General features: G+C 46.9%; 11 protein-coding genes. 5 read left to right on the top strand and 6 right to left on the bottom strand.

From position 1 onward, the window contains the following. Positions 1-33: 33 nt before the first annotated feature. Both IQ257_RS26320 and IQ257_RS26315 read right to left on the bottom strand, forming a co-directional pair. Entirely contained in the window at positions 34-993 is a 960-nt protein-coding gene (locus IQ257_RS26320; protein WP_193879945.1) for a ribonuclease III domain-containing protein, read from the bottom strand. Between the two features lie 97 nt (positions 994-1,090). Further along, positions 1,091-1,603, bottom strand: a complete 513-nt coding sequence (locus IQ257_RS26315; protein WP_193879947.1) for a universal stress protein — start codon at positions 1,601-1,603, stop codon at positions 1,091-1,093. Between the two features lie 327 nt (positions 1,604-1,930). Here IQ257_RS26315 and IQ257_RS26310 point away from each other — a divergent pair, with 327 nt between their 5' ends. Beyond that, a complete protein-coding gene (locus IQ257_RS26310; protein ID WP_193879960.1) occupies positions 1,931-3,031 on the top strand; it encodes a metallophosphoesterase family protein in 1,101 nt (366 codons plus the stop codon). Positions 3,032-3,068: 37 nt separating this feature from the next. Here the strand turns inward: IQ257_RS26310 and IQ257_RS26305 are convergent, their stop codons facing one another. Further along, entirely contained in the window at positions 3,069-4,331 is a 1,263-nt protein-coding gene (locus tag IQ257_RS26305; protein WP_193879962.1) for an FIST signal transduction protein, read from the bottom strand. Positions 4,332-4,721: 390 nt separating this feature from the next. Between IQ257_RS26305 and IQ257_RS26300 the strand changes: the two genes are divergently transcribed. The 4 genes from IQ257_RS26300 (at position 4,722) to glmM (ending at position 7,655) form a co-directional block, all read left to right on the top strand. Beyond that, positions 4,722-4,946, top strand: coding sequence for a Calvin cycle protein CP12 (locus IQ257_RS26300; protein WP_193879965.1), 225 nt, complete (start codon positions 4,722-4,724; stop codon positions 4,944-4,946). Positions 4,947-5,127: 181 nt separating this feature from the next. Beyond that, on the top strand, positions 5,128-5,721 hold the full coding sequence (locus IQ257_RS26295) for a DUF3177 family protein (protein ID WP_193879967.1): 594 nt from the start codon (positions 5,128-5,130) through the stop codon (positions 5,719-5,721). 18 nt (positions 5,722-5,739) lie between these two features. Next, the gene (locus IQ257_RS26290; protein ID WP_193879970.1) at positions 5,740-6,039 is read left to right on the top strand and encodes a hypothetical protein; all 300 of its coding nucleotides are present in this window, start codon (positions 5,740-5,742) and stop codon (positions 6,037-6,039) included. A gap of 146 nt (positions 6,040-6,185) precedes the next feature. Next, the gene (glmM, locus tag IQ257_RS26285) at positions 6,186-7,655 is read left to right on the top strand and encodes a phosphoglucosamine mutase (protein WP_193879972.1); all 1,470 of its coding nucleotides are present in this window, start codon (positions 6,186-6,188) and stop codon (positions 7,653-7,655) included. A gap of 135 nt (positions 7,656-7,790) precedes the next feature. On the opposite strand, the gene IQ257_RS26280 is transcribed toward glmM, so the two are convergent. The 3 genes from IQ257_RS26280 to IQ257_RS26270 form a co-directional block, all read right to left on the bottom strand. Next, positions 7,791-9,167 carry a CmpA/NrtA family ABC transporter substrate-binding protein gene (locus IQ257_RS26280; RefSeq protein WP_193879974.1) on the bottom strand — a complete coding sequence of 459 codons (1,377 nt, stop codon included), beginning with the start codon at positions 9,165-9,167 and terminating at the stop codon, positions 7,791-7,793. A gap of 156 nt (positions 9,168-9,323) precedes the next feature. Continuing rightward, on the bottom strand, positions 9,324-10,871 hold the full coding sequence (locus IQ257_RS26275; protein WP_193879977.1) for a ferredoxin--nitrite reductase: 1,548 nt from the start codon (positions 10,869-10,871) through the stop codon (positions 9,324-9,326). A gap of 414 nt (positions 10,872-11,285) precedes the next feature. Further along, positions 11,286-12,488, bottom strand: a complete 1,203-nt coding sequence (locus tag IQ257_RS26270; RefSeq protein ID WP_193933337.1) for an argininosuccinate synthase — start codon at positions 12,486-12,488, stop codon at positions 11,286-11,288. Between the last annotated feature and the right edge of the window lie 88 nt (positions 12,489-12,576).

The raw sequence follows: 12,576 nt of genomic DNA, 5'->3' as shown, positions 1-12,576 counted from the left end.
CCCCAGCACCCCAGCACCCCTGCCACTCTGCATTCATTTCTTCCCCTCCATCACCGCATTAAATCGATCCCTCCCCGCATGATAATCCTTACTTTCATACCCCATCAAATACCGTACAATCCACTTCTGGGATTTCCCATCATCGAGAAGCAAACTAATAGCCTTCCTCAAAACCTCATCCCCATCTACAAACCGCTCCACAAACCAATTCCCTGTTTCGGCAAACCCCCGCTTGTCATTTTCTGAACTTTTTTCCAAATAAATCGCCCCTAGCAATGCCTTGAATGATTTCGCTAAAACTTTCTCATTCTCCAAATTCAATACCGTCAAATCCTCGGTGGTAACTAGACTGCTATACTCCTCCTGCAGTTCTTTTGAACTCAGTACTCGATACAACTCATTCAGCCTGCCTACCCTCACATTCGGAAGGTAACAATACAAATAATCGACAATAACGGCTTTGAAAACGGCATCTCCTAAAAACTTCAACTGTTTATTTGGTGAACAACGTTCTTTTATATTTTTTAAATGACGCTCTAACAGTGGTGCAATCAACTGCTTCACCAACCAATTCCGCGCCTGAGAGAACCCTCGATCTAGATGAATTGCCCCGACTAATGCTTTCAATCCCTGTTCAAACGGATTGTGAGATTGCTGACGAAGGCGGTGGCGTTCTTGTGTTGTCCCTAAAAACGGATAACCCTCTCCCAATCCGAGTTTATACCAGAGTTTAGTGAGTCTCTCCCCCTCCATGAGCTTGTCCCGCAAAGCCTTCAGATTACCAGCTTCTAAATAGGGACAGTGATTATATAAGTAGTCAGTAATAACCAAGGAAAAGATGGCATCCCCCAAAAATTCTAACCGATCATTGTTAGTCTCTAGTTCTCCAAGTTGTTCAGCATAGGACGAATGAAGTAAAGAAAGACGGAGAGTATCACTATGTTTAAAGTGAATGCCAATTTTGGTTTCGACTGGTTCGGGATTCCATTCCATAATTTAGTCCTCATCTGTGAGAATGACTGATTAAAGTCGGGATTCTCCACCCTGATAGTCTCAGTTATCCTTACTGTTGCTGTTCTTGATCAAAAGTTCACCTTGGCTGGGGAATTTTATCGAGCTTTTCTACTGGAAATCGCACAGTCAGAACAGAACACAGCGCGTGGTGAACAACATAATTGCTGATACTCCCCAAGATTAACTCACTCAGACCCGACAGCCCCCGATGCCCAATCACAATTAGATCAGCATCCCAATTCAGGGCAAAGGTACAGATCGCTTCTCCCGGACTGCCGGGAATTTGGGCAAATCGAGCATTCACTCCAGCTCCGTGAGCTTTCTCTGTGCGCGATCGCAGTAACTCTAGACATTCACTTTCAAATTCATCCCACTGCTGCCGATAATGAACATTAACATCTTCGAGAGTCCAGGGATAGTAATCCAACATCGGACTTCCTGGAAATCCCGGACTGTCCTCTGCCTCTGGAGACAGGACGTGCAACAGCATCAACGAGGCATTGAGTGATTCTCCTACGGACAAGGCTTTTTCAAAAACATGGGTTCCCATTTCTGAGTTGTCCATGGCAACTAAAATCTTTTGAAACATGAGTATTTCCCCCAAACAGTTTTGATTACTAAGTTACTGGGTGGCACAACCGTGATATAATTGACGCAAAACACAGAGGTAATAGCTAGGTTCGGGCGAAACGAGGAGTTTGAGACTCCAAAGCCGCACCAATCGGGTGATTGTGTACGAGTCTAGCGAAAAAAACCAAATAAAGGGCAAAAAAGTTTGCTAAGTTCTATCTAGACGCGGTACGATTCTTCCCCCGTAACTGAAGAAAAAACTTACCTCTCAAACCATTAAACAATGCGAGGAAAGACTCCAGCAGTTTAGTGCTGATATCGCGGCTTCCTTAAAGTATTAAACTTCATGAGTCTTAACTTTCGCTTTGCGGTGCTCAGCGATCTACATATCGCTCTCCCCCATACCATCCTGAATCAGGCTAATCGGTTCCATCTGGTTGAAATCAGTATTCCTGCATTGGAACTGGTTCTAGAACATCTCAAGCACCTTAATCTAGATTTTCTCCTACTTCCCGGAGATTTAACCCAAGATGGCGAACCTGACAACCATGCTTGGTTACAAAAGCAGCTAGCAGAACTGCCATTCCCGGTTTACGTAATACCGGGAAACCATGATGTGCCAACACTGCTACCCAACGAACGATCAATCGGACTCAAAGACTTTCCCCACTACTACCGTCAATTTGGTTACACCAATCCCAACCAACTCTACTACACCTGTGAATTACTGCCTGGAGTGCAGCTTATTGGACTGAACTCCAACTTTTTTGATGAGTCTGGCAAACAGGTGGGGCGTCTCGATGAAGCCCAACTTGCATGGCTTGATCAGACATTGGCTCAACTCAAAAATCAGTTAGTGCTGGTGATGGTGCATCACAATGTAGTCGAACATCTGCCCGGTCAAACCAACCATCCCTTGGGACGGCGCTATATGTTAGAAAATGCCCCAACACTGGTCAAACTCCTCAAAGCATCTGGGGTCAATCTAGTCTTTACCGGTCACTTGCACGTTCAAGATATCGCCTGTCATGAGGGTATCTACGATATCACGACCGGTTCATTAGTCAGTTACCCTCATCCCTACCGGATTTTAGAACTGCGAACCGACAATCAAGGCAATCACTGGTTACAAATTGAATCCCATCGGGTTGAATCAGTTCCCGGTTGGGAAAACCTGCACCAAACCTCACGGGAATGGATGGGCGATCGCTCCCAGCCATTTATGATCAAGCTCCTTACTGCCCCACCCTTAAGTCTACCCCTAGCAGACGCCCAACAACTTGCTCCTAGCCTACGTTACTTCTGGGCTGATGTGGCTGCGGGTGATGCCAGCTTTGATTTCCCCAACTTTCCCCTAGATGTTCGTCGCTACTTCCAAACTTTTAGTGCCACTAGCAGCGATGGAAAAGCTACTCCCATTGATAACCACACTACATTGCTACTTTAACCATAAATTTTGTCATGAACCAAAGACAAATAACTAACTAAGATTGACGGCAAATCCCCAAAACCGAGGTGTAGCCGTGCAAAAATGTCGTGCCGCTTACAGGTCCAATTTCACCATTACAAAAAAAGCCACCGAGCTGGACATTTTGCAGGTAGCGACGGAACAATTGGGAGTCAAAATCAGGTTGTCCGTAAAGTCCTTCCCCTCGTCCTAGACAGGAAAACATCAAGGCTCCTACAGCCTCTGGGGTATTCGCTGTTTTTTCTTGATAGTCTTGGAGCAGCAACTCCAAATCTTCCTCGGAAGTACGGGCATCCCTAAGGTGAAATTGAATTCGTTGCCCAGGGCGGACTCGATCGCCAATGGCGATCGCACCAATTCTGGGATCAACTCCTAGGAGATTGCGGATCAAAAAGTCTCTCTGACCGAGTTGCTGCTTGAATTCATCTCTAGCAAGCCCAATAAATAGGGAATGCTGGGCAAGTTGTCGGTCAGTTTCGCTTAGGCTATTAATCAAGTCGCGCAGCACTTCCAACGGAGAGCTTGTTTGGGCGTCTGCTGTGATCTCACTGCCATCTTGAGCCGCTAATTCCAATACAATATTCCGCTCACCTTTCATCACCTGATAGGTTTGACCAATGGGGCGACAGCCTTGAGCCACAATCGGGTCTAAAACAATATTGCCACTTAAAGCAATACCAACTGTCCCCTCACGGTACAATTCTCCAACGGGTTCCTCTGGAGAACGATAAAACAAGCCACTTGGAAGTCCCATAGCCCCTGCACTTGCCAGTCCTCCGACCTTAATTGACCCTGGATAGGCAAAATCCAATCCTTGAATCAGGTCATTTACTTTAGAAGAAAAAGGATCGGCTAACAAGATGAACTGGGGTTGTTCTTGAGGTGGCACACCCACTACTTCCACCCAGGCATCTGGGGGACTATCCAAGTCAGGTAAGGCATCAGCCAGGATGTGAAAGGCACGAACAGAAACATCCGGTAAGTGAGCTACGCTGAGACTCAAGGCTGGATTTCCTTCCACTTCTTGAGGTTCACCTCGGTCATTCATGCCAATAATGCCGCCCCCACCACAGCCAATGATAACTGGAACCGACAGCCGCTCCTGAAGCAGGGGCATAAGTCGAGAATACTCGCTGGCGTAGGCGGAGGAAATGAATACCACGCCGACATCGGCTGGTATTGATAGCGATCGCTCAACGCGATCTACTACTTCCGCAACTGCCGCCTCCAAAGACGGACGGGTTGATAAGGCATTTGCCCACTTGATCGGATTTCCCATTGGCTTTACCGAATTTTCTGCCTTAAGGAGTGCTTTTTGATGTTCGGCAAGTCCTTAAAGCCTTATGATACCCCCAATCATGGTAACGCCAAAGGGAGGAGATAGACTCACAGAATCTTAAAAAATCACGATCATCTCGCTCGTAATATAGGGTTTTAGGGTATTACAGAAAACGTGCGAGATAGCCTTCTGCTTTCAGCAGTTGGGTGAATCGTGTAGAATTGTAACAGCACTCCGGTATAGTCCCAGTGTTTTTCAATAAGAAACCCCGTAGAACTCAACTCCCTGAGTAACTACACATAAGCACCCAATTGGAAATTTCCAAAACGGTTAAACCTTAGCAAAGCAGGTTTCTGTATCCTAGTGCAGTAATCAGTAAGAAGGAAAGCAATGAGCAACATTAAAGAACAAATCGAACAAGAACTTCAGCAAGCTCGGACAGTGTGTGATATTCAAGGCACAAATTCCAACGAATGTGCGGCTGCTTGGGATGCTGTAGAAGAATTACAAGCTGAGGCATCACACCAACGGCAAAAAGAAAAGCCGAAAACCTCCTTTGAGAAGTATTGCGACGAAAATCCAGATGCCGATGAGTGCCGGATCTACGACGAGTAGAAACGTGTAACTCGATTCAGTACCAGCACCAGTCCTTTCAGTCAATTAGTCAATTAGCCGAGCAGCTAGAACCCTTGAGTGAGGCGATTCTGGCTGCTTGTTGTTATTTAGGGGGTAGGGGGTTAGCTTTTGCTACAACCTCTGCAATACCATAGATCAGAAACCTTTTCGGCAACGAGCTATGCAAGATGAACTCTTTCGCGCCCTAGTCTGGACAGACTATAGATTAGCTGTTTTGTTTATGGTCATCCTTCCTCTGATTTTGCTCATTTGGGCGTTTGTTCAAAAAGCAGATGCGATTGTGCGCCTGTTGATTATCTACTGGCGCGTTGCTAGCTTGCTAGCGATTACGGTTTATATCATGATTGCTACTTGGCCGATTGGTTTTGCGTCTGGTTTTTTTGCCCGGATTTTGATTCCTATTTCGCTCTGGTTTTGGGTCGATTTGAATGAAGATATTGAAGATCGACCGACTAGTCCCTTGAAGCTATCCCTAACATCCTGGCGTTGGGCAACAACGATTTACTGCCTGCTAGGTGCTTTATGGACGATCCCGTCTCTAGGCTGTGCGTTCGCCCCAAAAGCAATTCAGAAATTTTCCTGTAGTGTCTGGCTTGAACCACCCCTGTTATTCAAACAGTATTTCCATCCCACTTGGACTCCTCAATTTTTGGGGTTTCTGGGAATGACAGGATTGTTCTTCTACGTCCTCTATTTGAGTTATTTTGTGCTGATTCGGCTGGGCAAGCAGGGACGATCGGCAATGGAACAGTAAATTTACGAACGAAGAAATATGACAGATTTTATTGGGCGGCGTTTAGAGGAATACACAATCAAACATCCGGAGGAAGTATTGATTGTCACAGCTCAAATTGCTGGAGAAGAAGACCATATTGCCATTTTTAAGGGATTTTCTAGTTCATTAATGCGCCCAACCGCGTTCAACCCTGATGTCCCTGTAATACCAGAGGAAGCGAAAATTGTCAAGCTTGATCGGGTTGCCAGTCCCTACAACCCCAATTCACCCCGTTATATCCAGGCAGGGTTGACTGGGGAAACCGTGCAAAAGTTACTCTCAGATGCTGGTATCTGAGCCGTGAGCAGCAAATTGTTGTTCATCCCCATGAATAATGAACCAAAAGGCGTTTTTTGGAACTAGCGATCGTGAAGAATAACTAATTACCTAATAAGAAAGTGCTATCCTCCACAGTAAATGTGTTGTGTGAGGACGATCTAGTTATGGTGACATCCCCTGTACGGACTCAGGGCTTTAATCGTTTAGAACTATTACCCAGGCATAAGCAAACCGCTTCGGCTCACGTCAGTCCTGGGGGTCTGCCACTGGAACTGCCGACAACGCCCTTATTTGGCACCGATGGCATTCGGGGACGAGTGGGGGAACTATTGACGACTGACTTAGCGTTACAAGTGGGTTTCTGGGCAGGTCAAGTATTGCGCACTTTGGCACCGAAACCTGGACCTGTAATTTTAGGACAGGACTCGCGAAACTCCAGCGATGTACTGGCAATGGCATTAAGTGAGGGCTTGACAGCAGTCGGATTGGAGGTCTGGAATTTGGGATTGTGTCCAACTCCTGGCGTTGCCCACCTCACTGCCGTTACAAATGCCGTAGGTGGGGTAATGATTTCTGCCAGTCACAATCCGCCAGAGGACAACGGCATTAAATTTTTTGGCACACAAGGCACAAAGCTACCGACGGCATTGCAGCAGCAAATTGAAATGGGGCTAAGAGGTGTTGCGAGTCATGCTGTTGCTGTCAGCTCTAGGGGACAGCATTACCACAGACCTGAGTTGATTGAGAATTACCTAGAGTCTCTGCGGCGTCCCTTGGTATCTGGGATAGATTTACAGGGTATGCGGATCGTGTTGGATTTGGCTTGGGGTGCTTGCGTGGGGCTGGCTGGGCAAGTGTTTGCTGAGTTGGGTGCTCAAGTCATTTGCTTGCACGATCAACCCGATGGCGATCGCATTAATGTCAATTGTGGCTCTACTCATCTAGAGTCTCTCCAAAAAGCTGTTCTGCACTATCGTGCCGATCTGGGGTTTGCGTTTGATGGCGATGCCGACCGAGTAATGGCAGTGGATGCCCGAGGTCGGGTCATTGATGGGGATTACATTCTCTATTTGTGGGGTCAAGCGCTACAACAGGCTCAACAACTGCCAGGAGATTTGATTGTAGCGACAGTCATGGCGAATCTCGGCTTTGAACGAGCCTGGAAAGAATTAGGCGGTAAACTGGTGCGGACACCCGTAGGCGACCAATACGTTCATGCCGAAATGGAACGCACCGGAGCTATGTTGGGAGGCGAACAATCAGGACATATTCTCTGTCACCATTACAGCCAAACGGGTGATGGGTTGCAGAGTGCTCTACATTTGGCGTTTTTGGTGCGTCAGTCAGGACTTTCCCTAGATGCCCTTGTAGATGAAAGCTTCCAGACGTATCCTCAACTGCTGCGGAATGTCCGGGTGGAAGATCGCGATCGCCGATTGCACTGGCAAGAGTGCGAACCCCTCAGCCAAGCGATCGCCCGCAGTGAAGCAGCAATGGGCGACCAAGGACGAATTCTGGTTCGCGCCTCCGGTACAGAACCTGTGATCCGGGTGATGGTGGAAGCCGTTGATGCCGGAATTGCTGATCACTGGGCATCAGAACTCGTTTCGGTAGTTGAACACTATCTAAGCTAGAACATCGGTTCTCTAGTGGCGTGGCACCTCTACAATGATGCAATAACAAATTGACCTCTAAACTCTAATACCCCAATGCACAAAATTAGGTGTATCACGCCACTACCCTAAATAGAGGCTTTGCGTAAGTCGTGACTATACGGCAAATATCCGAGGTGCATTTGCCCAAATATCGAAGCTGTTGAGATAAGCAACAGGTGTGCTAGGGTCGAATTCTCGCTGGTCGATAAAGACTGCTGCTGGCTCAACTTTCATTTGTTCACTAGGAAGCTCCATATTTAAAGATTGGGCAACATCTTTATAAACGTCATAGATTTCTCTGGGGTAAAGGCGATCGAAAATCTTATCTCCGTACTTGGGATAGTCTGACATATCAAGCTGGTTCCAGCGAATCATCTGAGTTAGCAGCCAAACTCCGTGGGAACGCCAGGGATAGTTGACGTGGTCGGGTCTTTCTAGATAGTCTGTACTTCTGAAGTGGAATAAGTAAAAATCTGGAATTTTCTCCACTCGCTCTTTTTGATCAAAGCCGCCATAGTTATAAGTGCCAAGTAAAGGGGCTTGTATTGAGCTGGTATCGGTATCGAGATATCGACTTTGAGAAAGAATTTGAGCAATTTCTTGACGATTCTCGGCTTCATCGCAATACCGACAGGCTTCCAGTACGGCGGCGACCAAGGCTCTGGCAGTTGTCGGGTTTTCTTTTATCCACGGCTGCATTGTTGCTAGTATGCTTCCGGGATGACCCTTCCAGATAGTTTGGTTAACGTAAGCGGTGAATCCGGCTTTTTCGGCAACGGCAAGCTGGTTCCACGGTTCGCTAACACCGTAGCCATCCATAACCCCCGCTTGGATTTTGTAAATCATTTGCGAGGGTGGAATTTCTGAAAACTCGACCTCTGTTTCTGGATTAATTCCCATTGCCGACAGCCAATACCGGCTGATGTAGTTATCCATTGAGGTTGAGAATTCTGTGGCAAAGGTGGGAGGTTCCTCGAAACGTCTAATGTACTGCCGATAAGCGTCGGCAAACTCCTGAAACTGGAAGTATTCGGTTGAGGGTCGGATATTCGCGTCCCAGGCTTTTTGGGACAGGGTAATACCGCTACCATTGAGATTGAGTACCATGAGGGGAACCATGGGAGCCTCAGCCGAACCCAGTTGAGCGAGTATCGGCATACCGGCTAAGGCATGGGCGGCATCGAAGCGCCATTCTAGCAAACCATCTTGAATTCCTTGCCAGTCTGATTCTTTGGTGAGAGTGACATCAAGACCGTATTTAGCAAAAAATCCTAGTTCTTGGGCAATGACTAGGGGAGTACAGTCAGTTGTGGGAATAAAGCCAAGGGATAGGTTACTTTTTTCTAACTTCCCAAAGTCCAATCCCGCTTGTTGAGAGGACTCAGAAGAGCGATCGCTCCTTTGGGAATTCATACCCAGTTGGCTACAAGCGGCAAGAACTAACCCACTACCCGCCAGACTCCCGTACTTGAGAAATTTGCGACGCTTCATAGTCATCAGCCATCAGTTCTTAGTCGAACGCCCTCAGATAGCAGCTCGATTAGTAGACTATATTCTGCCATATTCAGCACACATCACCTGAATTATTGTAGGGGTACGGCATGCCGTACCCCTAGGGCATAGGTCGTCAGAACGAATGACACCAAACTAAACGCATACCGTTTTAGGTTTCGCTTCAAAATGCTCAATCAATAAATTCCGCAACACAGGCAGCAAATCATCACAAGCAATTCCTTTCTGGACACAGGTGCCAAGTTGAGCATCTTTCCCAACTTTGCCACCCATATAAATGTCAACCCCTTCTACAGCTTTGCCATCTTTACGGGTTTTTGTACCCATCAACCCAATATCAGCAACTTGGGGTTGGCCGCAAGAGTTGGGGCAGCCTGTCCAGTGAATTCGCACGGGACGCGGCATCTCTAACTCGGCTTCTAGGGATTTAATTATTGCTAAAGCCCGATTTTTAGTTTCAATTAAGGCAAAGTTGCAGAACTGAGAGCCTGTACAAGAGACTAAGGCTCGTGTCAGGGGATCAGGGTTGATACTGAAGCGCTCTAGCAGGGGTTCGGCTAAGAAGGCGTCCAAGCGAGAATCGGGAATATTGGAAATAATCGCATTTTGTTCGACGGTCAGCCTAATTTCACTGCTACCGTAGACTTCCGCCATCCGCGCCAATTCAAACATATCCTCAGCATAGAGGCGTCCGATGGGAATGTGTAATCCTACATAGTTGAGTTCCGGTTGCTTTTGGGGGTAAACGCCGATATGGTCACGCTTGTCCCAGTCAATTTCGTCGTCTTCAGCCGCCGTTGCCAGGGGACGCCCGAACTGTTCTTCTATGATTGCCCGGAATTGCTCAATACCCAATTCATCAATTAGCCACATCAGCCGTGACTTTTGCCGATTTGCCCGCAAACCGCGATCGCGATAAACTTCCAAAATCGCTCGACACAGGTCAACCACGTCGTCGTTGGGTGGCACCCAAGCATTGAGGGGAATGGCAGCGTCACAACGCTTTGCTGAGAAGAAGCCGCCAACAACAACATTAAAACCTAATTGTCCGTCTTTATAGGCAGGGACGAAAGCAATGTCATTAATTTCAGCGTGAACGGAGTTATCTCGCCCTCCTTCGATCGCAATATTAAATTTGCGGGGCAAGTTAGTAAACTGAGCGTTCCCATTACCGGTGTTGGTAATCATATCCTGGACTTCCCGGACGAGTTTTCGGGTGTCAATCAGTTCGTTAGCGTCAAGTCCCGCCATAGGTGAGCCAGTAATATTGCGCACATTATCCATACCAGACTGGACACTGGTTAACCCCACCTGCTCAAATCGACGGAAAATATCTGGCACATCCTCAAGGCGAATGCCTCGCAATTGAATGTTCTGCCGAGTCGTAATATCAGCATTGCCATCGTCGCCGTAGCGCTGCACGATTTCGGCAAGCACCCGCATCTGACTACTCGTCAGAATCCCGTTGGGCATTCGCATCCGTACCATAAACTTACCTGGGGTCACGGGACGATAAAAGACGCCTACCCACTTGAGCCGATGTTCGAGGTCAGTTTTGTCAATCGCTTCCCACCCTAACTCGGCAAACTTTTCAAGTTCTTCCTTTACAGTCAGTCCGTCTTTTTCGGCTTTGAATTTTTCAAATTTATTCAGGGTTTTAGTTTTTTCAATTGCTTCTACCACGGGTTAAATCTCCTTAATTAGGATTATTGATATGGGGTATTTTTTATGCTATTGACGATTCTGATTACAGGGAACTAATTTTTTTATTCCTGGTAATTTTACAATCTCAAAAGCAGACTTTTAGTAAATTACCTGAAAATTTATTGTGCAACTTACTAAAAGTTTTTACTTTAAAGGCTTATTTTACATAGTTAATAGAAAAACTTATTGTCTTTTGTATGGTCTGTTACAAAAAAAATAATAGGATGCGCATAATACATTTTTTTAATGCGGGAGATGCATCAACGCGAACAGGAGCAAGTGCTTTAACAAGTCAGGCTCTAGGTTTATCCTCCTAGAGCCTTTCTTCGTACTACAATTTCAACCTAGAGTGAAGGCTATGTTTTCTCCCTTATCTCCTTTATTTCCCACTCCCTACTCCCTTATTTTTTTCGACCAGATGCGAGTCGGCAACCCCCAAACGTAAATAAACCCTTCCGCCGCTTTGTGGTCGAATTGGTCTTCAGACGTATAAGTTGCCAAATCAGGCGCATAGAGAGATTTGTCCGACCAGCGCCCGATAATCGTAGCATTGCCTTTGAAAAATTTCACTCGCACTGTTCCTGATACCCGCTCTTGGGTTTGCTCAATAAATGCATCTAAAGCACCTTTGAGGGGGCTATACCACAATCCTTTGTAGATGAGGTGACTGTAAGTGTCTTCTATTGTGCGCTTGTACTGAGTAACATCAGCCGTCAAGGTGAGGCTTTCCAAGTCCCGATGAGCGTGGATTAAGGTTAACAGAGCAGGAACTTCATAGATTTCTCTCGATTTAATCCCCACCAAACGGTTCTCGAGCATATCAATCCGCCCAACCCCGTGATTTCCTGCCACTTCGTTGAGTTGAGTAATCAGCGCCACCGGATCAAGGGCGTTACCGTTAAGGGTGGTGGGAGTTCCCCCCTCAAACCCAATTTCTACATAGGCTGGCTCGTCGGGAGTATTTGCGATCGCTTTAGTCATTAGATAAATGTCCTCGGGCGCTTCAGCGGCTGGATCTTCAAGGATTCCTGCCTCAATACTGCGCCCTAACAGGTTACGATCAATACTGTAAGGAGAAGACTTTTTCACCGGTGCGGGAATGCCGAAACGCTCCCCGTAAGCGATCGCTTCTTCACGGCTGAAGCCCCACTCCCTCGCTGGTGCCAACACCTTTAGGTTAGGGTTCAGCGCCATAATTGATACGTCAAAACGAACTTGGTCGTTTCCTTTACCCGTGCAACCGTGAGCCACAGCATCCGCACCGTATTGTTCAGCGGCTTCCACCAGTAACTTCGCAATCAGCGGACGTGCTAAAGCCGTGGATAGGGGATAGCGATTTTCATAGAGCGCATTCGCTTGAATCGCGGGAAACGCATAGTCTTTGACAAAACTTTCGGTAGCGTCAACAACGAGGGACTCGACTGCACCTGATGTTAATGCTTTTTTCTGAATGGGTCCAAGTTCATCGCCTTGACCCAAATTTGCCGCTAAAGTGATAACTTCTTTGACGCCCCACTCCTCTTTGAGATAAGGGATGCAAACTGAGGTATCCACTCCGCCGGAATAAGCAAGTACAACTTTTTCTGCGCGACCCATTAGTTCCTCACCCTGGAAAACGACAAAGAACTTATTGTATCCGGTTATGTGATAAGAAATCGGTCAGGGTAAACAAACTGCCTGGGGA

Origin of the sequence: Coleofasciculus sp. LEGE 07092 (genome assembly GCF_015207375.1) — a bacterium.
In the GTDB taxonomy this organism is placed as follows: domain Bacteria; phylum Cyanobacteriota; class Cyanobacteriia; order Cyanobacteriales; family Coleofasciculaceae; genus LEGE-07092.
The sequence above is the reverse complement of the archived record's forward strand: the minus strand, read 5'-3'. Positions and strand labels throughout refer to the sequence as shown.